Consider the following 26,923-nt stretch of genomic DNA (forward strand, 5'->3'; position numbering starts at 1 on the left):
CCGGGCAGCCCCCACTACTGGCTGTCGCGCCACCGGACCAGCGTCTCGGCGTCGGTCAGGTCGTAGTCGGGCCCGTTGACGCCCACCGTCAGCAATGAAACACCGAGCGCGGTAAGGGCTTCGGCGTTGGCGATCAGGCCGTCGCCGCTGTTGTCGACGCCGGCCGAGCGGACGATGGTGCTCGGGTCGCGTCCGATGTCGGCGCAGTGCCGGTCCAGCACGGCGGCCTTCTCCGGGTAGGTCGCCGCCGTGGTGAAGCTGTGCCACATCTGCGCGTACTGCGCGACGAGCCGCAGCGTCTTACGCTCGCCCTGCCCGCCGATCAGGACCGGGATCTCGCGCACCGGCTGTGGGTTGAGCTTGCCGAGCCGCGAGACGATGCGCGGCATGGCCGCCGCCAAATCGTCGAGTCTGCTTCCGGCCGTACCGAATTCGTAGCCGTACTCGTCATAGTCCTTCTCTTTCCAACCTGATCCGATGCCCAGGATCAACCGCCCGTCGGAGATGTTGTCGACGGTCCGCGCCATGTCGGCCAGCAGTTCCGGGTTGCGGTACGAGTTACAGGTGACCAGCGCGCCGATCTCGATGCGCGACGTCTGCTCGGCCCAGGCACCCAGCATGGTCCAGCATTCGTAGTGGGCGCCGTCGGGGTCGCCGTACAGCGGGAAGAAGTGGTCCCAGTTGAAGGCGACGTCGACGCCGAGGTCCTCGGCGCGCCGGACCGCGTCGCGGATGAAGCCGTAGTTGGAGGAGTGCTGGGGCTGCAGTTGAACCCCGATGCGAATGGGAAGGGTCATGACCCCACGCTAACCGCCGAGGACGCCTCGCAGGATTTCGACGAGTGCGGCCGGCTGATCGCCCTGCACGGAATGCCCGGAATCGGCGACTACGTGGGTCTGCCGGAAACCCGGCGCGCCGGCCGCGAAGGCGGCGGCATCGTCGTCGTGGACGAAGTACGACTTGGCGCCGCGCACCAGCGTGGTCGGCATGGTGATCGACGGGACGTCGTCCCACAGCCCGAGGAAACCATCGCCGACGCGCAACGCGTCGTAGCGCCACGTCCAGGTGCCGTCGTTGAGTTGCTTGGCGTTGTGAAACACACCGCGCCGCAACGAGTTCCGGCTGCGGTGCGGTGACGCCGCGACGGTGACGTCGAGCATCGCCTGGAAACTCGGGAAGTTCCGGTCACCCTTCACCAGCGCGACGGCGCCCAGCTGCGCCTGCGTCATCTGCTCGTGGCGCTCGGGGGCCGACGGCGTGACGTCGACCAGTACCAGTTCGGGCACCAGGGCCGGCTCGGTCGCCGCGATGCGCAGCGCCGTCAGTCCACCGAGGGACATGCCGACCACCAGCCGGGCGTCGGGGGCATGCGCCCGCAGCACCGGCCGCAGCGTTTCCGCGTTGAGCTTGGGGCCGTAGTCGCCGTCCTCGCGCCACGCCGAGCGCCCGTGCCCGGGCAGGTCGATGGCCAGCGCCGGGACCCCGAGACCCAGGATCACGGTGTCCCAGGTGTGGGCGTTCTGCCCACCGCCGTGCAGGAACACCACCTCAGGTGCCGCGACGCCCCACTTCAGCATGCTGATCGGGCCGTCGTCGAGCCGCGACACCGTCGGCAGCGGACCGTCGGCCCCGATCTGCTCGGCGTTCTCGGGCAGCAGCGCGAACTCGTCGAGCGTCAGCAGGTCGTCGTCAGAAATCTCCTGGGCCACGTCTTCGGACACTACGCCCGAGCCGTGGAGCGCTCAGCTGCCGACCGGTGCGGTGGTCCGGATCAGGTGATCGAACGCCGACAGGGCTGCGGTGGCACCGGCGCCGGCGGCGATGACGATCTGCTTGAACGGCACCGTCGTGCAGTCGCCGGCGGCGAACACACCGGGGACCGATGTCTGGCCGCGCTCGTCGATGACGATCTCGCCGCGCTTGGACAGCTCGACGCTGCCCTCGAGCCACTCGGTGTTGGGCAGCAGGCCGATCTGGACGAAGACGCCCTGCAGGTCGAGCTGGTGCGACTCGCCGGTGGTGCGGTCCTGGTAGGTCAGGCCGGTCACCTGGTCGCCGTCGCCGAGGACCTCGGTGGTCAGCGTGCTCAGCAGGATGTCGACGTTCGGCAGGCTGCGCAGCTTGCGCTGCAGCACCTCGTCGGCGCGCAGCACCGAGTCGAACTCGATGAGCGTCACGTGCGAGACGACGCCGGCGAGGTCGATCGCGGCCTCCACGCCGGAGTTGCCGCCGCCGACGACGGCGACGCGCTTGCCCTTGAACAGCGGCCCGTCGCAGTGCGGGCAGTAGGTGACGCCCTTGTTGCGGTATTCGGCCTCACCCGGCACGTCCATCGCGCGCCAGCGGGCACCGGTCGACAGGATGACGGTGCGGGCCGTCAGCGAGGCGCCACTCTCCAGCGAGATCTCGATGAGACCGCCCTCGTCGAGCGCGGGCAGCAGCTTCGCGCCGCGCTGCGTCTTCATGACGTCGACGTCGTACTCGTTGACGTGAGCTTCCAGCGCGGCGGCGTACTTCGGCCCCTCGGTGTGCGGGACGGAGATGTAGTTCTCGATCGACATGGTGTCCAGCACCTGGCCGCCGAAGCGCTCGGCGACCACGCCGGTGCGAATTCCCTTGCGGGCGGCGTAGATTGCGGCCGCGGCGCCCGCGGGGCCACCGCCGACGACCAGCACGTCGAAGGGCTCCTTCTCGGCGATCGCCTCGGCGGTGCGCTGTGCGGCGCCGACGTCGACCTTGCCGATGATCTGCTCGAGGGTCATGCGGCCCGAGTCGAATACTTCACCGTTGAGGAAGACGGTGGGGACAGCCAGCACCTTGCGCTGTTCGACCTCGTCCTTGAACAGTGCGCCGTCGATGGCGACGTGGCTGATGCGGGGGTTGAGGATCGCCATCAGGTTCAGCGCCTGCACCACGTCGGGGCAGTTCTGGCACGACAGCGAGAAGTAGGTCTCGAAGTGCAGGTCGGCGTCGAGGTTCCGGACCTGCTCGAGCAGTTCGGGGGCTTCCTTGGACGGGTATCCGCCGACCTGCAGCAGGGCCAGGGCCAGCGACGAGAATTCGTGGCCCAGCGGGATGCCGGCGAAGCGGACCTCGACGTCGGTGCCGGTGCGGCGGATGGCGAACGACGGCCGACGGGCGTCGTCGTCGGTGCGCGCGTAGGTGATCTTGTCCGACATCGCCGCGATCTCGGTGAGCAGTTCGGCGAGCTCGGCGGACTTGGGACCGTCGTCGAGGGAGGACACCAGCTCGATCGGCACGGTCAGCCGCTCCAGCAGGGACTTCAATTGGCCGGCGAGTGAGGTGTCGAGCATGCGGATCAACTCCATCGAGGATAGGAATGGCTGGGCCGTTCGCGGCCCGAAAGATGTTGGGGTGAAGCAGTTCTGGTGCGCGGTACGGGCCGGGCGAACCGGGCCCGTACCGCCATCAGCAGAGCGGAACTAGATCTTGCCGACGAGTTCCAGCGACGGGGCCAGGGTCTCTTCGCCCTCTTCCCACTTGGCCGGGCAGACCTCGCCCGGGTGGTTGCGCACGTACTGGGCGGCCTTGACCTTGCGGACCAGCTCGGCGGCGTTGCGGCCGATGCCCTCCGCGGTGACCTCGGTGAACTGGACGACGCCGTCGGGGTCGACCAGGAAGGTGCCGCGGTCGGCCAGGCCCTGGTCTTCACGCAGCACCTCGAAGTTGGTGCTGATCTGCAGGGTCGGGTCGCCGATCATGGCGTACTGGATCTTGCCGATGGTGTCGGACGAGTCGTGCCACGCCTTGTGGGTGAAGTGGGTGTCGGTGGAGACCGAGAACACCTCGACGCCGAGGCGCTGCAGCTCCTCGTAGTGGTCGGCGAGGTCGCCGAGCTCGGTCGGGCAGACGAAGGTGAAGTCGGCCGGGTAGAAGAAGAAGATGGCCCACTTGCCCTGGATGTCGGCGTCCGACACGGGGATGAAGGTGCCGTTCTTGTATGCGGTCGCGGAGAACGGCTTGATCTGCTTGTTGATCAGGGCCACGAGAACCTCTCTTCGGTCTGTCGAATGTCTCTTACGAGTACCCACCTTAGCCGCTTTTTTTGGACTCAATCCAGTTTAAAGTGCGGTTGTGGCCAGTCTCACAACACCGGTCCCGATCGGCCCGTGGCCTCAAACACAAAGTGGGCGACCAGGTTTCACCTGGCCGCCCACTCTGACGTCGATAATTACCCCTCGATGAAGGCTTCCAGCTGCGTGCGGGCGAGGTCGTCGGCGACCTGCACCGGCGGGCTCTTCATCAGGTAGGCCGAGGCCGGCAGGATCGGGCCACCGAGGCCGCGGTCCTTGGCGATCTTGGCGGCGCGCACGGCGTCGATGATGATGCCGGCCGAGTTGGGGGAGTCCCACACCTCGAGCTTGTACTCGAGGTTCAGCGGCACGTCACCGAATGCGCGGCCCTCGAGGCGCACGTACGCCCACTTGCGGTCGTCGAGCCAGGCGACGTAGTCCGACGGGCCGATGTGCACGTTCTTGTCGTAGACCTTGTCGGCCAGCGAGCCGGTCAGGTTCGAGGTGACGGCCTGGGTCTTCGAGACCTTCTTGGACTCCAGGCGCTCGCGCTCGAGCATGTTCTTGAAGTCCATGTTGCCGCCGACGTTCAGCTGGTAGGTGCGGTCCAGGGTGACGCCGCGGTCCTCGAACAGCTTGGCCATCACGCGGTGGGTGATGGTGGCACCGACCTGGCTCTTGATGTCGTCGCCGACGATCGGCACACCGGCGTCCTCGAACTTCTTGGCCCACACGGGGTCCGAAGCGATGAACACGGGCAGGGCGTTGACGAACGCGACCTTGGCGTCGATGGCGCACTGGGCGTAGAACTTGTCGGCCTCTTCGGAGCCGACGGGCAGGTAGGAGACCAGGACGTCGACGTTCGCGTCCTTGAGGGCCTTGACCACGTCGACCGGGTCGGTGTCAGAGACCTCGATGGTGTCGGCGTAGTACTTGCCGATGCCGTCGAGGGTCGGGCCGCGCTGCACGATGACGTCGCTCGGCGGCACGTCGGCGATCTTGATGGTGTTGTTCTCGGAGGCGAAGATGGCCTCGGAGAGGTCGAAGCCGACCTTCTTGGCGTCCACGTCGAACGCGGCCACGAACTTCACGTCGCGGACGTGGTACGGGCCGAACTTCACGTGCATCAGACCCGGCACCGTTGAGTTCGCATCGGCGTCCTGGTAGTACTGCACGCCCTGGACGAGCGACGCCGCGCAGTTGCCTACGCCGACGATTGCGACCCGAACCTCATTCGACTCAGACATGTGACGGTCTCCTTTTCCTACTCTTTCAGTGCGTTCGCCGTGGGCGGGTGCGCTCAGGTTTGGTCGGCGTGGCCTTGTGACGGCGGCGCCGTCGGTCCGGCAGTTGCCACGCGCTCGGCAGCAATCAGCTCGTTGAGCCATTTCACTTCGCGTTCACTGGACTCGAGCCCGAGCTGATGCAGCTGCCGGGTGTAGCGGTCGAGTGAACTGCTGGCCCGTGCGATCGCCTCGCGCAGACCTTCGCGACGTTCCTCGACCTGACGGCGCCGCCCTTCCAGGATTCGCATCCTGGCTTCGGCGGGAGTCCGGTTGAAGAACGCCAAGTGCACACCGAATCCGTCATCGGTGTAGTTCTGGGGGCCGGTGTCCGCGACGAGTTCGGTGAACCGTTGCTTGCCGGCGTCGGTGAGTTGGTAGACGCGACGCGCGCGACGCACCTTCGTCGAACCGAGCGGTGCCGCGTCTTCGACGATCAGGCCGTCGGCCTGCATGCGACGCAACGCCGGGTACAACGAGCCGTACGAGAACGCCCGGAACGCGCCGAGCAGACCGGTCAGCCGTTTGCGCAGCTCATAGCCGTGCATCGGGGACTCCAGCAGAAGCCCCAGGATGGCCAGCTCCAGCACAGTGTCACCTCCCGACATTAATTGACGACATCGCATATTGAGCGCTAGGACGCTTCAACACCTCGCGCAATAGTATCGCGCCGATATATACGCGGCCAATCGAGCCGCATACGGAGATGAACGACATTCGATGCGGCCGTCAACACCGGCCGAACACGGGGCGAATCAGCCGGGGTAGTTGATGCGCTTCGTGTTGCCCTCGGCATCCAGCTCGATGTAGCCGCTGTTGTTGAACTTCCCGGACACATAGATCGAGATCGCGACGGTGTCCGGCGGGGCGGTGGTGTCCTTGCTTCCCTTGAAGGTCAGGTAGACGGTGTTGATCTCGTTGCGCTTGATGCCCAGCGTCTCGGGTGCGCCGTGCAGGATTCCGGTGATCTTCTCGACGTCGAACTTGCCCAGGTCGACGACACGCTCGTCACTGCTGACCGACGTGGTGTCGGGGTCGTCCCAGCCGCCGCGGTAGTCGTACCGCAGCACCCGGCGGGGCTCACCCGGGTCGGGGCGCTCGAGGATCGCGTAGTCCTCGTAGACGGTCAGCTCATAGCCGGTGGTGTCGCCGAACTTCTTCTTCATCTGGGTGAACAACCCGGTCAGCCCGCCGAGCGACTGCAGCTGGCGCGGCGGGGTGAGCACCAGGGGAGCGACGCCGTCGGGCTTGGCGCCCGGGTCCTCGGCGGCGGTCAGCGGGGACTGGCCGGGAGCGGCGTAGATACCCCAACCGATCGCGACGCCGACGACGAGCATCACCGCGGCGCCGGCGGCCAGGATGCCCCAACCCGTCGTGCGGACGGGCCGACCGGCGCCTGTCTTCAGGTTGGGCAGCTTGACCGACGCGTTCGCGGTCTGCAGATCGGTCACCAGCGAGCGCAGTTCTCCGAGGGTGACGGCCTTGGTGGCCGCCGCGACGCGCTGCCGGTGCTCCTCGGCGGACAGCTGGCCGTCGGCCAGTGCCGTGTCCAGAATCTGGCAGGTGTCGTTGCGGTCGCTGTCTTTCGCCCGGGTCGCTGCGGTGGCCACCGGGAAAGCGTAAAGGTCAGGTGGCGCGCCTGCGTGAGCCCGGCCACAAGCCCTTTTGCCACCGCACCTATCGAGCCGGCCACAACCCGGCTACATGCGTGCCATCACGCATCGGCGCTGCGGTGCCCGACGTACTCTGGTCAACGTGCGATTGCAGCGGCAGGTGGTCGACTATGCGCTCCGGCGCAGGTCGCTGCTGGCCGAGGTCTATTCGGGGCGCACCGGCGTCACCGAGGTTTGTGATGCCAACCCCTACCTGCTGCGCGCAGCAAAATTTCATGGTCGTACCAGTTCGGTGATGTGCCCGATCTGCCGGAAGGAACCACTGACATTGGTGTCGTGGGTGTTCGGTGATCATCTCGGAGCGGTGTCGGGTTCGGCCCGCAGCACCGAGGAGCTCGTCCTGCTGGCCGCCAAGTTCGACGAATTCGCGGTTCACGTGGTGGAGGTATGCCGCACTTGCAGTTGGAATCATTTGGTCAAGTCATATGTATTAGGGACGCCGAGTCCCCCGAAGGCGGCGAAGCCTCGCGGCACCCGTGCGGCGCGCTCGAAAGCGCGCACCGCCAGTGAGTGACGGAGTGGGCGGGGCTGGGCGCCACAGCCGATCGGACAAGGACGCGACCAGAGGACCGGGCGCCGGCGCACCGCAAGGACGCCCGGGACCCGTGCCGCCGGATGACCGGCGCACCATGATCCTGCCGCCGGTCGGTAAGGCCGACGATCCGCGGCTGCGCGATCCGATCGACGCCGTGAAGGCCGCGCTCGACGGCACCAAGCGGCCGGGCCAGCCCCCGATGAGCGCGAGCGCGGGCATGAACCCGCCGCCGAAGTCGCCGCCGCCACCACCCCCGCGGACCGGTGGCGGCAAGTCCGGCGGTCCACAGTTGCCGCAGTTCAAGTGGAACTGGAAGGTGTTCCGCCGGTTCTGTTACGCGGGCGCCGTGGTGCTGCTGGTGCTGCCGATCGTCACGTTCGCGATGGCGTACCTCATCGTCGACATCCCCAAGCCGGGCGACATCCGCACCAACCAGGTGTCGACCATCCTGGCCAGCGACGGCACCGAGCTCGCGAAGTTCGTGCCGCCGGAGGGCAACCGGGTCGACGTCAACATCGACCAGATCCCGGTGCACGTCCGCAACGCGGTGATGGCTGCCGAGGACCGGGATTTCTACACCAACCCGGGCTTCTCGTTCTCCGGCTTCGCGCGGGCGTTCAAGAACAACATCTTCGGCGGCGACCTGCAGGGCGGGTCGACCATCACGCAGCAGTACGTGAAGAACGCGTTGGTGGGTGACGCCCGTTCTGGCGTGGGCGGCTTGGTCCGCAAGGCCAAGGAACTGGTGATCGCCACCAAGATGTCGCGGCAGTGGTCGAAAGACGAAGTGCTGCAGGCGTACCTGAACATCATCTATTTCGGCCGCGGCACCTACGGCATCGGCGCGGCGTCGAAGGCGTACTTCGGCAAACCCGTCGAGCAGCTCGACGTGGCCGAGGGGGCGCTGCTCGCGGCACTGATCCAGCGGCCGTCGACCCTGGATCCGGCCGTCGACCCGGAGGGCGCCGCCGAGCGCTGGAACTGGGTGCTCGACGGCATGGTGACCATGGGCGCGCTGTCCAAGGAGGACCGCGCACAGCAGAAGTTCCCGGCGACGGTGCCGCCCGAGCAGGCCCGGCAGCAGAACCAGACCGAGGGCCCCAACGGACTGATCCAGCGGCAGGTGATGAAGGAGCTGCAGAGCATCTTCAACATCAACGAGCAAGCGCTGAACACCGAGGGGCTGCAGGTCACCACGACCATCGACCCGAAGGCGCAGTCGGCGGCCGAGGACGCGGTGTCGAAATATCTGGACGGCCAGGCCGACGACATGCGAGCCGCGGTGGTGTCGGTCGACCCGCACACCGGTGGCATCAAGGCGTATTACGGCGGCTCCGATGCCAACGGCTTCGACTTCGCGCAGGCCGGTCTGCCGACGGGTTCGTCGTTCAAGGTCTTCGCGTTGGTCGCGGCGCTGGAGCAGGGGATCGGGCTGGGGTACCAGGTCGACAGCTCGCCGGTGACGGTCAACGGCATCAACATCACCAACGTCGAAGGTGAGGGCTGCGGTACCTGCAGCATCGCCGAGGCGCTCAAGCGGTCGCTGAACACCAGCTACTACCGGTTGATGCTCAAGCTCAAGCACGGCGCGCAGGACGTCGCCGACGCCGCGCACAAGGCCGGTGTCGCCGACAGCTTCCCGGGCGTCGAGCACACGCTGTCCGAGGACGGCAAGGGCGGCCCGCCCAACAACGGTGTCGTGCTGGGCCAGTACCAGAGCCGTGCGCTGGACATGGCGTCCGCGTACGCGACGCTGGCGGCGTCCGGCGAGTACCACAAGCCGCACTTCGTACAGAAGGTCGTCAACGGCGACGGGCAGGTGCTGTTCGACGCGGCGTCCCAGGACAACTCGGGTGAGCAACGGATTCCGAAGGCCGTCGCCGACAATGTGACCTCGGCGATGCAGCCCATCGCCGGTTACTCACGCGGCCACAACCTGGCCGGCGGCCGGCCGTCCGCGGCCAAGACCGGCACGGTGCAGCTGGGCGATACCGGCGCCAACCGCGACGCGTGGATGGTCGGCTACACGCCGTCGCTGTCCACTGCGGTGTGGGTCGGTACGACGGCCGGGACGCAGCCGCTGGTGAACAAGGGCGGCGGCCCGGTGTACGGCTCGGGCCTGCCGTCGGACATCTGGAAGTCGACGATGGACGGTGCGCTGAAGGGCACCGACAACGAGTCGTTCCCCAAGCCGACCGCCATCGGCGGGTACGCGGGCGTCCCGCAGGCGCCGCCGGTGGTCAAGCCGCCGACGCCGGATGATCAGCAGGGTCCGCCGCCGGGCGCACCGACCGAGACGGTGGTCCAGCCGACGCTCGTCGTCGCGCCGGGCATCACGATCCCGTTCGGCCCGCCGACCACCATGCAGGTTGCCCCGCACCAGGATGCGCCGCCTCCGGGTGGTGGCGACCCGAACCAGCCTGGCCCCCCGCCGCCGCCGTGACGGTCGACGAACCAGACGAGTCCGGCGTCCCGACGGTCTCGCCGGCCCGGCTCGCCCGGGACCTGCGCAGCGCCGACGATCGCGACCTGCCCAGCCGGACCGACGTCATGGGTGCGGCGCTGTCCGGTGTCGTGGGTGGGCCGGTGGGCCGGCACGCGATGATCGGGCGAGCACCATTCCTCACTCCGTTCCGGGTGCTGCTGATCATCGCGCTGGTGTTCCTCGGGTTGGGCTACACCACCAAGGCGCCGTGCCTGGTGACGACGGGCACAGGCACCGCCGATCAGCGTGTCGCCAACTGGCAGAACCAGCGCGCCTACTACGAGTTCTGCTACTCGGACACCGTGCCGCTGTACACCGCGGAACTGCTCAACCTGGGCAAGTTCCCGTACAAGTCCAGCTGGATCGAAACCGACAGCGCGCAGAAGCCCCGCGTCCAGTACGACGGCACCCGCGCGATTCGCTACATGGAGTATCCGGTGCTGACGGGCATGTACCAATACGCGTCCATGTCGGTGGCCAAGACGTACACGGCGTTGTCCAAGCTGGTCCGGATGCCGGTGGTCGCCGAGGTGATCATGTTCTTCAACATCTCGGCGTTCGGGCTCGCGCTGGCATGGATGGCCACCGTCTGGGCGACCATGCTCATGTCCGGGCGGCGGCCGTGGGACGCCGCGGTGGTGGCCGGGTCGCCGATCCTGATCTTCCAGGCGTTCACCAACTTCGACGCCCTCGCAACGGCCTGTGCGGCCGGCGCCATGCTGGCCTGGTCGCGCCGAAAACCGGTGGTGGCCGGCGTGCTCATCGGGGTCGGGGTGGCCCTGAAGCTGTATCCGTTGCTGCTGCTGATCCCGCTGGCGATGCTCGCGGTGCGGACCGGCAAATGGCGGCCGGTGGCCAAGACCGCGATCACCGCGCTGGTCACGTGGATCGCGGTGAACCTGCCGATCATGGTGATGTTCCCGCGTGGGTGGTCGGAGTTCTTCCGGCTCAACACCCGACGCGGCGACGACATGGACTCGCTCTACAACGTCGTGAAGTCCTTCACCGGCTGGGGCGGTTTCGACACCAACCTCGGATTCTGGGAACCGCCGACGGTACTCAATACCGTCACCGCGGTGCTGTTCGTCTTGTGCTGTGCGGCAATCGCTTACGTCGCGTGGACGGCGCCGCAGCGGCCGCGGCTGGCGCAGCTGGCGTTCCTGGTCGTCGCGGCGTTCCTGCTGACGAACAAGGTGTGGAGCCCGCAGTACTCGCTGTGGCTGGTGCCGCTGGCCGCCCTGGCGCTGCCGCATCGCCGAATCTTGTTGGCCTGGATGACCATCGATGCGCTGATCTGGATTCCGCGGATGCTGTACCTGTACGGCGACCCCAAGCTCGGACTGCCCGAACAGTTCTTCACCACGACCGTGCTGCTGCGCGATATCGCGGTGATCGGCCTGTGCGCGTTGGTGATTCGGGCCATCTACCGGCCCGAGGTGGATCTGGTCCGCTGGGGTGGCCGCGTGGACGATCCGTCGGGCGGCGTGTTCGACGAGGCCGACGACAACCCGCCGCGCTGGTTGCCCGCCCGGTTGCGGCCCCGCCCGATCGCCGTCGCCGAGCCCGATCCGGACCCCGAACCGGAGCTCGCGCCCACGGCATAAATGGGCTGCGTTCCGTCGCGCGCGGTGGCAGGGTCGGAGGCGTGACCGATCTGACCTTTTCTGATTCCGTCGTCGTCGACGCCGATCCCGAGACGCTCTACGCCCTGGTCTCCGACGTGACCAACATGGGTAAGTGGAGCCCGCAGTGCAAAGAGTGCTGGTGGGAGGACGAGGACGGCGGCCCGGTGGCCGGCGCCTGGTTCAAGGGCCGCAACGAAACCGCCGATCGGACCTGGGAGACCCGCAGCCAGGTGGTCGTCGCCGAGCCCGGCCGCGAGTTCTTCTGGGAGGTCAACGGCGGCTGGGTGCGCTGGGGCTTCACGCTCGATCCCGTCGACGGCGGCACCCGACTGACGCAGTCGTGGGAGTTCCTGCCGGCCGGTATCGAGGGCTTCCACGGGCGCTGGGGCGACGACGCCGAGGCGCAGATCGCGCTCCGCACGAAGTACGCGAAGGAAGGCATCCCGGTGACACTGGCCGCGATCAAGAAGAGCGCCGAGGCCTAGGTTCTTTCGCGGCCGCTGCCGCACGCCGCTGCCGCCGCCGCGAGCGTGCGCACAGACTGCGCAAGTCGCCGGTGCGGCGCGCTGGCTGCACGTTCGCCGCGTCCGCTGGCTCTCTCCGTTGGCAACTTCGATCTGGAGCCGTCAACTTGCCTTGACGGTCAATGCAAGTTGACGGCCCGGGATCGAACATGTCGGGGAGGGCTGGCCAGGCTTACCCCTGATACGGCGACGGATAATGCGGAAAATACGGTGGCGCAACCCGCTCCGCCTGTATCCACGCGGTGGTTGACGGCAGCAGCACCAGGACCATCGTGACGATCGGGAATGCCAGGCCGACAAAGGCGCTGCCGACACTTTCGGGTGAGGTCCAGTCGCCCGACGTCACGGCGGTGGTGAAGACGAAGGTCATCAGGTTGCTCGCGATGGCCACCGCACATCCACTGACCACGAGCCACCGGCCGAGCATCTTGCGGCGAAAGAGCAGCACCGCGCCGGCGATGAGTAACGCGCTCAGCACCATGCCGAGCACGAGCCCGATGATCACCGTGGCGACCATTCCGACGGCGAGGAAGCCGAAGATGCTGTCGAGGAGTTCGAGATCGGAACGGTCGAAGTTGCTGCCGATCGACACGATCATGATGAGGAAGAACAGCGAGACGGCGGTGACGCCGAGGCTGAGCAATCCGCCCAGTGCCGCCAGCACGCCGGCGGTGATCGCCGTGCCGCCGCTCGGCTGGGCTGGTGTCGTAGGCGGGGCGGGGTAGGCGCCTGGCTGCGGGTACTGCGGGTACGTCATGTTTTCCCTCTCGCGCCGGGTTGATCCACTCAGCCCTGGTACGGCGGGTACTGCGGAAAATACTGCGGCGCAACGGGATTTTGCTTGGCCTGAATCCATGCCACCGTCGAGGGTCGCAGGGCCAACACGATCGTCAGGATCGGGAAGAGCAGGCCCAGGAAGCCAAGTCGGGGGCCGCCTTCGTACTCCGAGATGGCGTTATGCAACCCGTAGCTGATCACGGTCCCGCCGATGACCAGTGCGCATCCGGCGGTGATAAGCCAGCGACTGGGCATCTTCCGCATGAACAACATCGCCGCGCCCACCATGAGCAACAAGGCGGCGACCAAACCCGACGCGATGAAGATGATGGCGAGTGCGTACGTCCCGCCGGGGAAGGAAGCGGCAGACTCACTTCTGATCCGGGCGATCGCGGAGAAACCGGCTAGAGCCATGCCGCCGTTCGCAAGGCCGCCCAGGATCGACAGGACTGCCGCACCGATCGCTGTGCCACCACTTGGCGGAGCCGGTGGCATGGGCGGGTACCCGCCCGGATAACCAACTGACGGCGGGTATCCCTGCTGGTAGACGGGCTGGGGCGGATAACTCTGTGGATACCCCGGCTGCTGCGGGTAGCCGGGTTGCCCGGGAAAACCCTGGCCATAGGGCCCCTGCGGATACGTCATGCGTCCCCCTCGCTCAGCCCTGAGGCGGCGGATAGTACGGATACGGCTGTGGCGCAATGAGATTCCGCTTGGCGCGCATCCATCGGCCGGTCGAGGGCAGGAAAGTCAACACCATGGTCGCCACTGAGAAGATCACGATCGGGAGGGTGATCACCGCCCCTACGGTGCTATCCCCGTCCGCATTTGCGCCCAGGAAGGCTCCCAGTCCGAACGCGAAGATGGGCACACATCCAATGCCGATGAGCCAGCGACTGGCCGGCTTGCGCGACAGCAGCATGAAGCCCCCGGCCAGGATGAGCAGACCGCCGACGACCGAGATCCCAAGGAACAGGTGGCCGACGTGCGCCGGAGAGCGCGTGGCGAAGGGGCCCGGCTCTTTCGTGAGGGACTCCACCAAGGCCATGGCACCGAGGCAGCCATGCAGCAGTCCGCCCATGATCGCCAGCACGCCCGCAATGACCCCACCGACCCCGCCAGTCGACGCGGGCGGCACCGGTGCGGGCGGAAAACCGCCCGGATACGCACCTGGATACCCACCCGTCTGCGGGTATCCCTGCTGGTAGACAGGCTGGGCCGGATAACCCGGCGGATAACCCGGCTGCTGCGTGTAACCGGGTTGCCCCGGATACCCCTGGCCATACGGCCCCTGCGGATACGTCATGCGTCCCCCTCGCCGACAATGATCGTCCACCCAGCCTAGCGATCTTGACGCCTCCGTCAGGACGCCTCTTCTGGGTGCCGATTTCGCAGCTCAGGGGCTCTTCGGGTAACCTAACCCGGTTGCCGACGCAGGCGACCCTCCTGCCACGGAACACGCCGTGGCCGATACGACCATAGGAGGTGATGGGTTCCACATGCGTCCATACGAAATCATGGTCATTCTCGACCCCACACTTGACGAGCGCACCGTAGCTCCGTCGCTGGAGACGTTCCTGAACGTCGTCCGCAAAGACGGCGGCAGCGTCGAAAAGGTGGACATCTGGGGCCGTCGCCGGCTGGCTTACGAGATCGCCAAGCACGGTGAAGGCATCTACGCGGTTGTCGACCTGAAGGCCGAACCGGCCACGGTCAACGAGCTCGACCGTCAGCTGAACCTGAACGAGTCGGTGTTGCGTACCAAGGTCCTGCGGACCGACAAGCACTAGAAGCACCGAAGCTCTGCGGATTTGTCGCGGGCCTTGCGTAGGCTCGCGCCTAATTCACCCAATCCGTCCCAGGAGGATCTCGTGGCTGGTGACACCACCATCACCGTTATCGGAAACCTGACCGCTGACCCGGAGCTGCGTTTCACGCCGTCCGGTGCTGCTGTTGCGAACTTCACCGTGGCCTCGACGCCGCGGATGTTCGACCGGCAGAGCAATGAGTGGAAGGACGGGGAGGCGCTGTTCCTCCGCTGCAACATCTGGCGCGAGGCGGCCGAGAACGTCGCCGAGAGCCTGACCCGGGGGTCGCGTGTCATCGTGACCGGCCGGCTGAAGCAGCGCTCGTTCGAGACCCGCGAGGGTGAGAAGCGCACCGTGATGGAGGTCGAGGTCGACGAGATCGGCCCGTCCCTGCGGTACGCGACGGCGAAGGTGAACAAGGCCAACCGCAGTGGCGGCGGCGGTGGCGGCTTCGGCGGCGGCGGGGGTTCCCGTCAGTCCGCTGGCGGCGGCGCTCCGGCCGACGACCCGTGGGGCAGCGCCCCGGCATCGGGTTCGTTCGGCGGCGCCGACGACGAGCCGCCCTTCTGATCCACGTAATTGGCTGGGCAACCAGCTAGACCCAGAAAGAGAAAGACATGGCCAAGGCCACCAAGCGGCGTCCGGCGCCGGAAAAGCCGGTCAAGACCCGCAAGTGCGTGTTCTGCTCCAAGAAGGCGCAGACCATCGATTACAAGGACACCGGACTGCTCCGGACCTACATCAGCGAGCGCGGCAAGATCCGTGCCCGTCGCGTCACCGGTAACTGCGTGCAGCACCAGCGCGACATCGCCATCGCCGTGAAGAACGCCCGCGAGGTTGCGTTGCTCCCGTTCAGCTCGTCGACTCGATAGGGAGGACTGAGAAACATGAAGCTCATTCTGACCACTGAGGTCGACCACCTGGGTTCGGCCGGCGACACCGTTGAGGTTCGCGACGGCTACGGCCGTAACTACCTGCTGCCCCGCGGCCTGGCCATCGTGGCCACCCGTGGTGCCGAGCGTCAGGCCAACGAGATCCGTCGTGCGCGTGACGCCAAGACGGTTCGCGACCTGGACCACGCCAACGAGCTGAAGCAGGCGATCGAGGCCCTCGGCCCCGTGTCGCTGGCTGTCAAGGCCGGTGCCGACAGCGGCAAGCTGTTCGGTTCCGTGACCGCGGGCGACGTCGTCGCCGCGATCAAGAAGGCCGGTGGCCCGAACCTCGACAAGCGCACCGTCGAGCTGCCCAAGACGCACATCAAGTCGGTCGGCACCCACAAGATCGCGGTGCGTCTGCACCCGTCGGTCAACGTGCCGGTGTCGCTGGCTGTCGTCGCCGGATAGGCACGCGGTAGCTCAAACAGCAGAACGCCCGGGTGGAGTCAATCTTTGACTTCGCCCGGGCGTTTTCTGTTGACAGCGGGCGAATATTTTCAGCCAATCTGCAAACAGTGATCTACGCCGGCTGTTAACCTACGCGGCCCTATTCCGCCACGCGTACGCAACACAACACGCCCGAGATGGCTACCCGGCACGACACGCCGCACCAATTCTCATACACAGGCTCACAGGCGATATATAGGCCCTTGACCTGCAAGGTTGGGAATTTACCCGGGAGTATTCCACAAGTTCTCCCCAACCCGTCAACATCGTTGTCCACGTCTTTCCACATTTCATCCTCAGGGTTATCCACAGGGGTGGTTTCGGGAGGCTCCAGCAACGCCTAACGTGATGCGTCGCGCGGCAGGTGCGCGGGCTCGCGGGCCCGATCTGTCGGCGGGGTGAAGTACGGTCACAAGTAGCTCGTTCGAACATACGTTTCATATTGATTTTCGGGGAGGAGGAGCGCTTCGTGGCTGTCGCTGACGACTTGGGTCGTTCCGACATGGAGGAGCCGCCCAGCGAGGATTTCGGCCGTCAACCGCCGCAGGACATGGCTGCCGAGCAGTCCGTCCTGGGTGGCATGTTGCTGTCCAAGGACGCGGTCGCCGACGTCCTGGAGCGCCTGCGCCCCGGTGACTTCTACCGCCCGGCGCACCAGAACATCTACGACGCGATCCTCGACCTGTACGGCCGCGGCGAGCCCGCTGACGCCGTCACGGTCGCCGCGGAACTCGATCGCCGCGGACTGCTCAAGCGCATCGGTGGCGCGCCGTATCTGCACACCCTGATCTCCACGGTGCCCACCGCCGCCAACGCCGGTTTCTACGCCGGCATCGTGGCGGAGAAGGCCACGCTGCGCCGCCTCGTCGAGGCCGGCACGCGCGTCGTGCAGTACGGCTACGCGGGCACTGAGGGTGCCGACGTGGCCGACCTCGTGGACCGCGCGCAGGCCGAGATCTACGACGTCACCCAGACCCGCAGCAGTGAGGACTTCACCGTCCTGGAGGAGCTGCTGCAGCCCACGATGGACGAGATCGACGCCATCGCATCCCAGGGCGGTATCTCGCGTGGCATCCCGACCGGCTTCACCGAGCTCGACGAGATCACCAACGGACTGCATCCGGGCCAGATGATCATCGTGGCCGCGCGCCCCGGTGTCGGTAAGGCGCTGGCGCTCGACACCCCACTGCCCACGCCCGGCGGCTGGACCACCATGGGTGACGTCTCGGTGGGCGACGAGCTGATCGACGCCAACGGACAACCGACCCGCGTGGTCGCCGCGACTCCCGTGATGGAGGAGCGGCCGTGCTACGAGATCGACCTGTCCGACGGCACCACCATCGTGGCCGACGCGTCGCACCAGTGGCCGACCGGTCGCGGCATCGTCACCACCGCGACCCTGCGGCCCGGCGCTGACCGCCTCGAGCCGGCGCTGACCGCCGGTGGGCTGGCAGTGCTCACCCGCCCCGTGACGATCACCGATGTGCGCCGCGTGGAGTCAGTGCCGGTGCGCTGCGTCGAGGTCGACAACCCGGCCCACCTCTACCTGGCCGGGCGGTCGATGGTGCCCACGCACAACTCGACGATCGGACTGGACTTCATGCGGTCCTGCTCGATCAAGCACCAGCAGGCCAGCGTCATCTTCTCGCTGGAAATGAGCAAGACCGAGATCGTCATGCGACTGCTCTCGGCCGAAGCCAAGATCAAGCTCGGTGACATGCGCTCGGGCCGCATGAGCGACGACGACTGGACCAAGCTGGCCCGCCGCATGAGCGAGATCTCCGAGGCGCCGCTGTACATCGACGACTCACCGAACCTGACCATGATGGAGATCCGGGCCAAGGCCCGTCGTCTGCACCAGAAGGCCAACCTGCGGCTCATCGTCGTGGACTACATGCAGCTGATGACCTCGGGTAAGAAGTTCGAGTCCCGGCAGCAGGAAGTCTCGGAGTTCTCGCGGTCGCTGAAGCTGATGGCCAAGGAACTCGAGGTTCCCGTGGTCGCCATCAGTCAGCTGAACCGTGGTCCCGAACAGCGCACCGACAAGCGCCCGCAGGTGTCGGACCTTCGTGAGTCCGGATCGCTGGAGCAGGACGCCGACATGGTTATGCTGCTGCACCGCCCGGACTCCATCGACCGCGACGACCCGCGCGGTGGTGAAGCCGACATCATCCTGGGCAAGCACCGTAACGGTCCGACCGCGAATATCACTGTGGCACACCAGCTGCATTTCTCGCGGTTCACGAATATGGCGCGGTAGTTTCAGCGGCTGGTTGTAGGGCCTCGGCGGGCGTGCGCTGCATCGTTGAGCAGCATCAGGAATGTTGCCGAGCGCCTGTAATGCCCTTCGACGCGAAAACGCGTGTCCGTAGGCGGGTGTTCACGTCCGTGGCTTCTTTTGCACCGCAACAGAATTGGCTGTCGTAAGTGTTTCCTGGATCGCCCCGGATCCGGTGTGTGCCGCAACCGACGATCGCGATGACAAGGAGCGCCGCCAACGGCATCCACATGGTGGCGATTGCTGGCCGGATGCGGCCTCAAGACGTATGTTCCGCCGATTCCAGGGCTGCCCATCCCACCGGTGGTCGACCCGGAGCTGGTACACGTTCCCCACAACGACCATCGCCATTAGGAGAAAGATGGCTAGCGGTGAGCCCAAACCGACAGGGAGAAATGACGATTGACACGCGAACGAGTTGCCGCGGCGCTACTGGCGCTGCTGGCTGTGACGGGGTGCTCTGATTTCGTGCTGAATCCAATTTCTCCACGAGAAGCGCGCCGCCAGGTCATTGACGTCTCCCGCCAGGTGGTTACCGACCTGGGTGCCGAGGTGGCTGAGGCGAAGTTCGGGTACGACTCGTGCAACGACTACGGCAAAGCACCGTTCCGAGGTCACGTCAGTATGGGGTTGTGGATGCCCGGGGCTGACCGGTCCCGTGAAGTGACTCCCGAATCAGTCCTCAGCCGATTGCGGGAACGTGGCTGGCGGACGGATCCTGATTTCCATTCGCACGCTGCCACATTCAAACGCGATGGCGTCGATGTGCAGGTTTGGGTGATACCGCCACCGCTGCCCAATGACCCACCGGTTGCGCACGTCCTCGTTGATGTTCTTGGCGAGTGCCGCGACAATTTCGACCACCGAAGCGACGGGACTGCCGCAATGTCGACCGATGTCAAGGGAGAGCTCAAGTCCGGATAGCCCGCGGTCGGCTGTCGGGTAGTGCTGGAGCAACCCTCACTTGGGATTTCGCCGCAAAGGCTATCGACATCGCCGACGACAGCCAGGCCACCGCCAAGCGCTCGAATGATGGTGGACCCGCCACGCCTTGTGAAACGCGCGAGCCGGAAGACTCGGTACGGCGGAACAAGCGGCGTACAGGCACCAGTGATGCTGTCCTACTGGCTCTCCGGGCACCCGACGCAGAATTAATCGAGGTGGCGGTGTTCTTCGTCGCTGAACGTCCCCCGCGTCCAGGTACTAGATCTTCGTTTCTATTCCTGGGACGCGGCTATCTCGCCGAGGGGGACCGCGCCAGGGACAACGTCGGCGGGCCACTAGCGGGCCCGGAACATGCCCATGGACGGGCGCCTGTGTGCGGTTGCCGGCCAGGGACATAACAGCTGTGGCATCGATCGTGACGTAGCGAATCAACTCATGCGGTGCCATCTTCTCCATAGCCGCCTGCATGTCGGCCCACGGAGCTTGACGCTCAACTAGGCCTCAAACGACGTCGTCGTCGAACACGGGCGCAGCGCGTTCGAAACGCGCCCGGAAGTCGGCGGACGGCATTGCGGTGTGGATGTCGAGTCGAGTCATCTCGTGATGAGTCACTTCGACTTTCCCATTGTTCACGATCTGCTCCTTCATCGGACCGAACCAGCTATCCGAAGCGACTTGATGCACTCGGCGTTCGGTCAGCCCGAACTCGAATTCGTTGTGTCCCGTTCTGGCTGCCGCGCTTCTCCACGCGGGGTACACCCAATAGTCGCCTACCGGCGGTCCATGACGCATCAAGTCCTCGAGGCAGGCCTCTGGGCGTCGTATCAGGCTCGAAATATGTTGCACTGGTGCAATTTTCCCAGATGGCCGTGCGGCGGGCTGATTGTCGCCACTGACGATGTCACTCTGGACTGTCGAGTATCCGAAGTGCGTTGTTGATCCCGGCGTCGAGCACCTGGGTGGAGACTTCGGGGTCGGTGATCGCTCGGGCGAGTTGCAGCGACGTGACCAGAATGCTGAAGAGTCCCCACGCTGTCTGCATCCGATTCGCTTCCGACCACGCGGCTGGGAGGTGCGCGGCAATTTCTTGGACGATCGACTGTGCCCCAGCGGAATAGGCGTCCCTGACGACGTCATCGCAACGTCCGATTTCACTCAGTAATGGTGCCGTCGGGCAGCCGTCGGGTTGGTTGTCCCGGTGTTCGGTGGACAGATAGGTGCGGATATAGCCTTCCAGTGAATCGCGATCAGCCCCTAGGGCGCTGACGGCGGCACGCTGCCCTTCGAGTTGATCGGCGATGACGTTCGCGACGAGATCGTTCTTGGATTCGAAGTGTGCGTAGAACGCGCCGTTGGTGAGGTTGGCGTCGGACATCACCGCGGCGATCCCTGAGCCGTCGATACCGTCTTGCTTGAGGCGCCGGCTGGCTGCCGCGATGATGCGCCGACGCGTCTCAGTCTTGTGTTCCGCTCCATACCTGGCCATGGAACTCACCTCCGCTTGTGTCACGAACCACTCTTGACGATGATAGTACAGTCATAATATTATGATCGTAATATCAAAGTTTCGCGGCGAGAGGATCCGATGAACGCCCTACATCAACCACTCCGGCTGCCCAACGGCCTGGTGCTGCCCAACCGGATCATGAAGGCCGCGATGAGCGAGGCCCTGGCTGATGGGCGCCACGCGCCCGATGACCGTTTGGTGCGCCTCTACGACCAATGGAGCCGTGGCGGCTACGGGCTGCTCATCACCGGCAACGTCATGGTCGACCGCACCCAATTGGGGGAACCGGGGAACGTGGTGATCGAGGACGACCGGGATCTGGCGGCACTGTCGCGATGGGTCAAGTCCACTCACGACGCGGGCGTACCCATCTGGGCGCAGCTCAACCATCCTGGGCGGCAATCCAATCCGCTAGCCGTCGGCCATACGCCTGTCGCCCCGAGCGCCGTGCCGCTGAGCCTGCCGGGCTCGGCGACGCCGCGCGCATTGACCGGACCTCAGGTCGAGAACATCATCGAGCGTTTCGCGACCGCCGCACAGGTGTGCGAAGCGGCGGGATTCGACGGCGTCCAGATCCACGGCGCGCACGGATATCTGGTCACCCAGTTCCTGTCGCCGCTGACGAATCTGCGTGATGACGAGTGGGGCGGCGACAGCGAGCGCCGGATGCGTTTCCTGCTCGAAGTGGTCCGCGGTATCCGGGCTCGCGTGTCGCCGGCATTCGCGGTGAGTGTGAAGCTCAACTCGGCTGACTTTCAACGGGGTGGGTTCACCGAAGACGACTCGCGTGAGGTGGTCAGTGCGCTGGCCCGAGAAGACATCGACCTGATCGAAATCAGCGGCGGGAACTATGAATCGCCGGCCATGTCGGGATCGGCAGCAGCGAGTACCCGAGCCCGCGAAGCCTACTTCCTCGACTACGCACGCACCGTACGCCAAGCGGCTGGGCAGGTACCGCTGGCGGTCACCGGCGGTTTCCGGTCGCGGGAAGCCATGGCGCAGGCAATCGAATCGGGAGACTGTGACGTGGTGGGCCTGGCGCGTCCGGCGGTGACCATGCCCGACGCCGCAGCGGCCATATTGTCCGGCCAGCTCGACGTGCTTCCGACCCGCGAACTCAAGTACGGAATGCGAAGCCTGGTCAGCCGATTCGTCGATGTCAAAGCGCTTGACGGCGTGCTCAACATCAGCTGGAGCACCGATCAGCTCCACCGCCTCGGAGCTGGGCTCGAGCCCGACTTGAACCGCGGTCGACTTGCCACCACCCTCGCGATGCTCAAGCGCAACGGAACCGCGTCGCTGCGCCCCAAACGCGGCATCCGATAACGCCCAGAATCCCAATTCGTACCCAACGCAAAGAGGTTTGACCATGCTCAGCTGGAAAGACGCACCCACCAAGACAATCGATGTCAACGGAGTGCCGTTCGCATACCGGGAGCTCGGCGTCGAATCCGACGTGCCCGTGGTGTTCTTGCATCACTTCACCGCCGTGCTCGACGACTGGGATCCGAGAGTGATCGACGGCATCGCGGCGCACCACCGTGTCGTCGCGTTCGACAACCGAGGCGTTGGGGCGACCGGATCGGTAGTACCGGACAACATCGACCAGATGGCCGACGACGCGATCGCGTTCATCCGCGCGCTCGGCTTCACCAAGGTGGATCTGATCGGGTTCTCCCTCGGCGGGGCCGTTGCGCAGGTGGTGGCGCTCAAAGCGCCCGACCTGGTTCGGCGAATGATCTTGGCGGGCACCGGACCTCGCGGTGGCGGCGGAATCGACGCGATGCGCAAGATCGTCGCCGTCGCCTACGCCAAGGCCCTCCTGACGCGGAAAGACCCCCGCGAGTACCTGTTCTTTCCCCGCACTGCGGAAGGTAAACGCGCCGCCTCCGACTACTTCGCCCGCCTACAGGAGCGAACCTTCGATCGGGACAAGAAGGTCTCGATGCAAGCGCGGCTCGCGCAGCTCAAAGCGATCGTCAACGGCGGCAAGGCCACACCCGACGACCTGTCGCGGATCACGGTTCCCGTCCTGGTCGCCAACGGCGATGACGACCTCATGGTGGCAAGCAGCTTGTCGGCGGACATGGCGCGGCGAATTCCCAACGCGGAGTTGAAGATTTACCCGCGTTCGGGGCACGGCGGGATCTTCCAGCATCACACCACCTTCGTTCCCGACGCTCTCGGGTTCCTCGCTGACTGATTGTCAGTCGGGTCGCGCAAATCTCATGCACCGCAGCACTATTAAAGAAACGAGTACCTCATGAGCAGTATCAGTGACATCATCACCTCCTACGCCAAGGCGCCGTCGCGCACTGTAACCGCCGGGGGCACCACCTATGCCTACCGCGAACTCGGTCCCAAAGGCGGCATCCCGGTGGTCTTCTTCGTGCACCTGGCCGCGACCCTGGACAATTGGGATCCACGAATCATCGACCCGATCGCCAAGACCCGCCACGTGATCGCCTTCGACAACAAGGGCGTGGGAGCGTCCAGCGGCAAAGTGCCGGGCACCATCGAAGAAGCTGCCGACGATGCGTACACCTTCATCACGGCGTTGGGGTTCAAGAAGATTGATGTGTTCTCGTTCTCGATGGGTGGCATGATCGCTCAGGATTTGGTGCTCAAGCATCCTGAACTGGTGCGTAGGCTGGTGCTGACCGGGACCGGGCCGCGCGGCGGCAAGGACATGGACAAGGTGGCGGGCGTCACTTACTGGGACATGCTGCGGGCCACGCTGACTCGTTCTGATCCCAAGGAGTTCTTGTTCTTCAACCGCGACGCCGTGGGCAAGCGTGCCGGCAAGCAGTTCGTCAACCGACTCAAGGAACGGACCACCGACCGCGACAAGGACATCACGATCGGTGCGCTCCAGACCCAGCTCAAAGCGATCAAGGCCTACGGCCGTTCCAGGCCGTCGGACCTGTCAAAGATCACTCAGCCGACGTTGATCGCCAACGGTGACCACGACCGCATGGTGCCAACGGTGCTGTCTGAGGACCTACACCGGCGCATCGCGGGATCGGAACTGATCATCTATCCCAACTCCGGGCACGGTGGCATCTTCCAGTACCACGAGCAGTTCGCGCCGATCGCCGCGTCATTCCTCGCCGGCGACGGGCAGTAGCGAATCCATTACGGCAGAGAGAGTTTCGTAATGGCTCACGCGCGTCAGCAGACCTACTCGCTGGACCGCAAGGTCGTATTCCTCACCGGCGCGGGAGGCGGGCTCGGCGCGGCGACGGCGGCGTTGCTGACTCAGCGCGGCGCACAGGTTGCCCTTGCCGACATAGACCGCAGTGCCGCAGAACGAACGGCTCGGACGCTGCCGCCGGGGCAGGTCCTGCCCGTGGACTGTGACGTCACGGCGATCGGCTCCGTCCATGCCGCAGTCCGCAAAGCCGAGGACCGATTCGGGCCCATCGACGTAGCCATCGCCAACGCGGGCCTGATGGGGCGCGGGGGAACATTCCGTACCCTGACGACCGACGAGGTCGACCGTGTGCTGTCGGTCAATGTGTCCGGCGTCCTGAACACGGTGTCGGCGACGATTGACTCAGTCATTCACAATCGTGGCCAGATCGCCTTGGTGAGTTCGGTCTTCGCCTACCTGAATGGTGCAGGAGCAATGCCGTATGCGATGAGCAAGGCGGCGGTCGAGCAAGCCGGTCGCGCGCTCGCCGTCGAACTGGCCAGCCACGGCGCAACGGCCATGACCGCATATTTTTCGCTCATCGAGACCGGCATGATCCAGCACGGCATCGACGAAGACCCGCACGTGCAAGCGCTGATGTCGGCGATGCCGAAGTTCATTCTCAAACGCATCCAGCCGGCCACGGCGGCAGCAGTCATTGTCAACGGCCTCGAACAGCGCCGACGCACCGTATCCGCACCAGCGCGCTGGCGCCCGGTCTCGGCATTGCGCGGTGTCCTCGGCCCCCTGGTCGATGCCCGACTGGCACGCGACATCGGCGTGCAACGCGCACTGTCTGAACTCGATACCAGGCATGGGGGTTGAGCCGCCGTGTGGAACTGTGCTGACGCTCGGCAAGAGCTTCTGATGGCCGCCAGCTATTGGTCCGGCGGGCAGGTGGGAACCCTTGCCCAGAACAGAAATTCGTTACAGATGGTTCGCTCGAAAGGACGGCGATGACACAGCAAGTACGAGGCGATCTGGTGATCGAGGACCACGGACGGGTGCTCATCGCCCGGGTAGACGGTGGCCCGCATAGTTTGTTCGGCATCCAAATCGCACGGCAGCTCGAGGCATTGGTGGACCGGGCCGACCGTGACCCCGGCGTGCACGCCGTGGTGTTCACCGGCGCACGCCCGGGCCGGTTCGTCAGTCACGCCGATGTGCGCTGGCTACAAGCAGAAGGTGCCGCAGTGCCCGAGTTGGGCCGGCGCAGCGCGTCGGCCGCCCTGCGTCTGGCCCGCGGCGTGGACCGCGCCCGGGTCTTGGATCCGGTGGTGCAGAAAACGCCGCTGCGCGGTGTCGCACAGCTGGATCGGCTCCACGCGACGTTCCTGAAGATGAACGCCAGCGGCGTCATTTTTGTCGCTGCGCTCAACGGATCGGCTCTCGGGCTGGGTGCTGAATTCGCGTGGGCCTGCGATCTGCGGATCATGGCCGACGGCGACTTCTTCATCGGCCAACCTGAAGTGCTGCTGGGCATCATGCCGGGCGGCGGTGGCAGCCAGCGTCTGACTCGGCTCATCGGCACACACAAGTCACTGGTCGCCATTTTGGAGGGCAAACCGTTCACTCCCGCACAGGCGTTGGCCAACGGCGCCGTCGACGAAGTGGTGGCCCCCGAGGACGTCGTGACGCGGGCGGTCGAGGTCGCCGAATATTTCGGCAAGCGGACGAAGGGCTCGGTCGAGGCGATCAAGCGGTCGGTCTACTTCGGCGGGTCCATGTCGTTGCAGGAGGGCCTGCACGTCGAGCGCACCGAATTCCTCGGCACCGATCAGTCCCCGGAAGGCCAGCAGCTGATGTTGCAGTACCTCGCCGACACCGAATCCTCAGGTGAGCTGCCGTTGTATCACGATGACGTCTACGATCGCGCGCTGGAATCAGGCACGGTACCTGCACTCGACGGTATCGGCGGCGCGGGGGCGCGGAAATGACCTCGCCACAGTCATTTACGCGACAGGACGTCTCGTTCACCTCCGGCAAGGACACCTGCGCCGGGTGGCTCTACTTGCCCACGGGTGTGGCCTCGCCACCGGTGGTGATCCTTGGGCATGGCCTGGGCGCCACCCGGGAGATGCGGCTGGACGCTTTCGCCGAGCGGTTCGCGCAGGCCGGCATCGCCGCGTTGGCCTTCACCTACCGGCACTTCGGCGACAGTACGGGCCAACCGCGCCAGCTGCTGTCGATCAAGCGTCAACTCGCCGACTGGGATGCGGCGATCGCCTACGTGAAGGGGCGGCGCGATGTCGACGGCACCCGGATCGCGGTGTGGGGCAGTTCTTTCGGCGGCGGTCATTCCATCACGGTTGCTTCCCGTCACCCCGAGCTGAAAGCGGCTGTGGCCCAATGCCCGTTCACCGACGGACTGGCGTCCGCTCTTGCGCTCGGGCCGCTCGGTTCACTCAAAGTGCTGCCGTTGGTCGCCCGCGATTACGCCTCGATCCTGCGCCGGCAGGAACCTGCGATGATTCCGCTGGCCGGAGCCCCGGGAACGCTGGCATTGATGAACGCTCCGGACGCGCTACCCGGGTATCGGGCACTGCTACCGGCGAATTCGACGTTCCGCAACGAGGTCGCCGCACGTGTGGCACCGACGATCATGGCCTACCGGCCGGGACGGGCCGCCAAGAAGATCGCGTTTCCTATCCTGTTCTGCATCAGCGATACCGACACGGTCACCCCACCCGAAGAGACCGAACGCTACGCACGGTCGGCGCCCCGCGGCGAGATCAAACATTACAGCGCAGGCCATTTCGCGTTCTACCTCGGCGAACCATTCGAGCAGTTGGTCGCCGATCAGACCGAATTCCTGACTCGTCACCTGAACCCGATACACGTCGCGCCGTGACTGCCGATGCCTTGGGCGGCCGA

Annotated in this window: 28 protein-coding genes; 16 read left to right on the top strand and 12 right to left on the bottom strand. The window is 65.7% G+C overall.

Features of this window, described 5'->3' with window-relative positions; all coding sequences use genetic code 11:
* Window positions 1-14 precede the first annotated feature (14 nt).
* The 7 genes from BR47_RS0115705 to BR47_RS0115735 all read right to left on the bottom strand — a co-directional run bounded on the left by BR47_RS0115705 (window position 15) and on the right by BR47_RS0115735 (window position 6,927).
* Window positions 15-797 (bottom strand): LLM class F420-dependent oxidoreductase, encoded by a 783-nt coding sequence (locus tag BR47_RS0115705; RefSeq protein WP_029120092.1) that lies wholly within the window; start codon window positions 795-797, stop codon window positions 15-17.
* Window positions 798-806: 9 nt separating this feature from the next.
* Window positions 807-1,721: an Rv0045c family esterase gene (locus BR47_RS0115710; RefSeq protein WP_029120093.1), complete on the bottom strand. Its 915-nt coding sequence runs from the start codon at window positions 1,719-1,721 to the stop codon at window positions 807-809.
* Between the two features lie 21 nt (window positions 1,722-1,742).
* Window positions 1,743-3,314: an alkyl hydroperoxide reductase subunit F gene (gene ahpF, locus BR47_RS0115715; protein WP_029120094.1), complete on the bottom strand. Its 1,572-nt coding sequence runs from the start codon at window positions 3,312-3,314 to the stop codon at window positions 1,743-1,745.
* 129 nt (window positions 3,315-3,443) lie between these two features.
* Window positions 3,444-4,007 carry an alkyl hydroperoxide reductase subunit C gene (ahpC, locus tag BR47_RS0115720; protein ID WP_020099854.1) on the bottom strand — a complete coding sequence of 188 codons (564 nt, stop codon included), beginning with the start codon at window positions 4,005-4,007 and terminating at the stop codon, window positions 3,444-3,446.
* A 185-nt stretch (window positions 4,008-4,192) separates the two neighbouring features.
* A complete protein-coding gene (locus BR47_RS0115725) occupies window positions 4,193-5,281 on the bottom strand; it encodes an inositol-3-phosphate synthase (RefSeq protein ID WP_020099853.1) in 1,089 nt (362 codons plus the stop codon).
* A 53-nt stretch (window positions 5,282-5,334) separates the two neighbouring features.
* Complete coding sequence (locus BR47_RS0115730) at window positions 5,335-5,907, bottom strand: PadR family transcriptional regulator (RefSeq protein ID WP_020099852.1); 573 nt, start codon at window positions 5,905-5,907, stop codon at window positions 5,335-5,337.
* A 165-nt stretch (window positions 5,908-6,072) separates the two neighbouring features.
* On the bottom strand, window positions 6,073-6,927 hold the full coding sequence (locus BR47_RS0115735) for a DUF1707 SHOCT-like domain-containing protein (RefSeq protein ID WP_029120095.1): 855 nt from the start codon (window positions 6,925-6,927) through the stop codon (window positions 6,073-6,075).
* 145 nt (window positions 6,928-7,072) lie between these two features.
* Here BR47_RS0115735 and BR47_RS0115740 point away from each other — a divergent pair, with 145 nt between their 5' ends.
* The 4 genes from BR47_RS0115740 to BR47_RS0115755 are packed head-to-tail and all read left to right on the top strand — an operon-like array spanning window position 7,073 to window position 12,120.
* Complete coding sequence (locus BR47_RS0115740; protein ID WP_020099850.1) at window positions 7,073-7,504, top strand: DUF5318 domain-containing protein; 432 nt, start codon at window positions 7,073-7,075, stop codon at window positions 7,502-7,504.
* A gap of 4 nt (window positions 7,505-7,508) precedes the next feature.
* Window positions 7,509-9,968, top strand: coding sequence for a transglycosylase domain-containing protein (locus BR47_RS0115745; RefSeq protein WP_177127392.1), 2,460 nt, complete (start codon window positions 7,509-7,511; stop codon window positions 9,966-9,968).
* The gene (locus BR47_RS0115750) at window positions 9,965-11,614 is read left to right on the top strand and encodes a glycosyltransferase family 87 protein (RefSeq protein ID WP_020099848.1); all 1,650 of its coding nucleotides are present in this window, start codon (window positions 9,965-9,967) and stop codon (window positions 11,612-11,614) included. The genes BR47_RS0115745 and BR47_RS0115750 overlap by 4 nt, the downstream gene beginning before the upstream one ends.
* 41 nt (window positions 11,615-11,655) lie before the next feature.
* Window positions 11,656-12,120 carry an SRPBCC family protein gene (locus tag BR47_RS0115755; protein ID WP_029120097.1) on the top strand — a complete coding sequence of 155 codons (465 nt, stop codon included), beginning with the start codon at window positions 11,656-11,658 and terminating at the stop codon, window positions 12,118-12,120.
* A 211-nt stretch (window positions 12,121-12,331) separates the two neighbouring features.
* Here the strand turns inward: BR47_RS0115755 and BR47_RS30650 are convergent, their stop codons facing one another.
* From BR47_RS30650 to BR47_RS34020, 3 genes are read right to left on the bottom strand one after another with little or no spacing between them, the layout of a single operon-like run.
* Window positions 12,332-12,916, bottom strand: coding sequence for a hypothetical protein (locus BR47_RS30650; RefSeq protein ID WP_051634823.1), 585 nt, complete (start codon window positions 12,914-12,916; stop codon window positions 12,332-12,334).
* 29 nt (window positions 12,917-12,945) lie between these two features.
* Window positions 12,946-13,581 carry a hypothetical protein gene (locus BR47_RS32660; protein WP_081831307.1) on the bottom strand — a complete coding sequence of 212 codons (636 nt, stop codon included), beginning with the start codon at window positions 13,579-13,581 and terminating at the stop codon, window positions 12,946-12,948.
* Window positions 13,582-13,594: 13 nt separating this feature from the next.
* Complete coding sequence (locus BR47_RS34020) at window positions 13,595-14,242, bottom strand: hypothetical protein (RefSeq protein WP_081831308.1); 648 nt, start codon at window positions 14,240-14,242, stop codon at window positions 13,595-13,597.
* 193 nt (window positions 14,243-14,435) lie between these two features.
* On the opposite strand from BR47_RS34020, the gene rpsF reads away from it, so the two are divergent.
* The 6 genes from rpsF to BR47_RS33140 all read left to right on the top strand — a co-directional run bounded on the left by rpsF (window position 14,436) and on the right by BR47_RS33140 (window position 19,328).
* Window positions 14,436-14,726, top strand: a complete 291-nt coding sequence (gene rpsF / locus BR47_RS0115775) for a 30S ribosomal protein S6 (protein ID WP_020099843.1) — start codon at window positions 14,436-14,438, stop codon at window positions 14,724-14,726.
* 81 nt (window positions 14,727-14,807) lie between these two features.
* Window positions 14,808-15,314 carry a single-stranded DNA-binding protein gene (locus BR47_RS0115780; protein ID WP_020099842.1) on the top strand — a complete coding sequence of 169 codons (507 nt, stop codon included), beginning with the start codon at window positions 14,808-14,810 and terminating at the stop codon, window positions 15,312-15,314.
* Window positions 15,315-15,361: 47 nt separating this feature from the next.
* Window positions 15,362-15,616 (top strand): 30S ribosomal protein S18, encoded by a 255-nt coding sequence (rpsR, locus tag BR47_RS0115785; protein ID WP_020099841.1) that lies wholly within the window; start codon window positions 15,362-15,364, stop codon window positions 15,614-15,616.
* Between the two features lie 15 nt (window positions 15,617-15,631).
* Entirely contained in the window at window positions 15,632-16,087 is a 456-nt protein-coding gene (rplI, locus tag BR47_RS0115790) for a 50S ribosomal protein L9 (protein ID WP_029120100.1), read from the top strand.
* A 508-nt stretch (window positions 16,088-16,595) separates the two neighbouring features.
* Window positions 16,596-18,386 (top strand): replicative DNA helicase, encoded by a 1,791-nt coding sequence (gene dnaB, locus BR47_RS0115795; RefSeq protein ID WP_029120101.1) that lies wholly within the window; start codon window positions 16,596-16,598, stop codon window positions 18,384-18,386.
* A 420-nt stretch (window positions 18,387-18,806) separates the two neighbouring features.
* The gene (locus tag BR47_RS33140) at window positions 18,807-19,328 is read left to right on the top strand and encodes a lipoprotein LppJ family protein (protein WP_141772239.1); all 522 of its coding nucleotides are present in this window, start codon (window positions 18,807-18,809) and stop codon (window positions 19,326-19,328) included.
* Between the two features lie 522 nt (window positions 19,329-19,850).
* Here the strand turns inward: BR47_RS33140 and BR47_RS34025 are convergent.
* Together BR47_RS34025 and BR47_RS0115810 are read right to left on the bottom strand one after the other, a co-directional pair.
* Window positions 19,851-19,982 carry a hypothetical protein gene (locus BR47_RS34025; RefSeq protein ID WP_286154341.1) on the bottom strand — a complete coding sequence of 44 codons (132 nt, stop codon included), beginning with the start codon at window positions 19,980-19,982 and terminating at the stop codon, window positions 19,851-19,853.
* A gap of 268 nt (window positions 19,983-20,250) precedes the next feature.
* Entirely contained in the window at window positions 20,251-20,835 is a 585-nt protein-coding gene (locus BR47_RS0115810) for a TetR/AcrR family transcriptional regulator (protein ID WP_029120103.1), read from the bottom strand.
* Window positions 20,836-20,934: 99 nt separating this feature from the next.
* Between BR47_RS0115810 and BR47_RS0115815 the strand changes: the two genes are divergently transcribed.
* The 6 genes from BR47_RS0115815 to BR47_RS0115840 all read left to right on the top strand — a co-directional run bounded on the left by BR47_RS0115815 (window position 20,935) and on the right by BR47_RS0115840 (window position 26,900).
* Window positions 20,935-22,182: an NADH:flavin oxidoreductase/NADH oxidase family protein gene (locus tag BR47_RS0115815; protein ID WP_029120104.1), complete on the top strand. Its 1,248-nt coding sequence runs from the start codon at window positions 20,935-20,937 to the stop codon at window positions 22,180-22,182.
* Window positions 22,183-22,225: 43 nt separating this feature from the next.
* Window positions 22,226-23,059, top strand: a complete 834-nt coding sequence (locus tag BR47_RS0115820; RefSeq protein WP_029120105.1) for an alpha/beta fold hydrolase — start codon at window positions 22,226-22,228, stop codon at window positions 23,057-23,059.
* 60 nt (window positions 23,060-23,119) lie between these two features.
* Window positions 23,120-23,983 (top strand): alpha/beta fold hydrolase, encoded by an 864-nt coding sequence (locus tag BR47_RS0115825; RefSeq protein WP_029120106.1) that lies wholly within the window; start codon window positions 23,120-23,122, stop codon window positions 23,981-23,983.
* A 30-nt stretch (window positions 23,984-24,013) separates the two neighbouring features.
* The gene (locus BR47_RS0115830; protein WP_029120107.1) at window positions 24,014-24,874 is read left to right on the top strand and encodes an SDR family NAD(P)-dependent oxidoreductase; all 861 of its coding nucleotides are present in this window, start codon (window positions 24,014-24,016) and stop codon (window positions 24,872-24,874) included.
* A gap of 131 nt (window positions 24,875-25,005) precedes the next feature.
* On the top strand, window positions 25,006-25,986 hold the full coding sequence (locus BR47_RS0115835; protein ID WP_029120108.1) for an enoyl-CoA hydratase/isomerase family protein: 981 nt from the start codon (window positions 25,006-25,008) through the stop codon (window positions 25,984-25,986).
* The gene (locus tag BR47_RS0115840) at window positions 25,983-26,900 is read left to right on the top strand and encodes an alpha/beta hydrolase (RefSeq protein ID WP_029120109.1); all 918 of its coding nucleotides are present in this window, start codon (window positions 25,983-25,985) and stop codon (window positions 26,898-26,900) included. Before BR47_RS0115835 ends, BR47_RS0115840 begins: the two co-directional genes overlap by 4 nt.
* Window positions 26,901-26,923 lie beyond the last annotated feature (23 nt).

The organism is Mycobacterium sp. UNC410CL29Cvi84, assembly GCF_000686745.1.
GTDB lineage: Bacteria > Actinomycetota > Actinomycetes > Mycobacteriales > Mycobacteriaceae > Mycobacterium > Mycobacterium mucogenicum_B.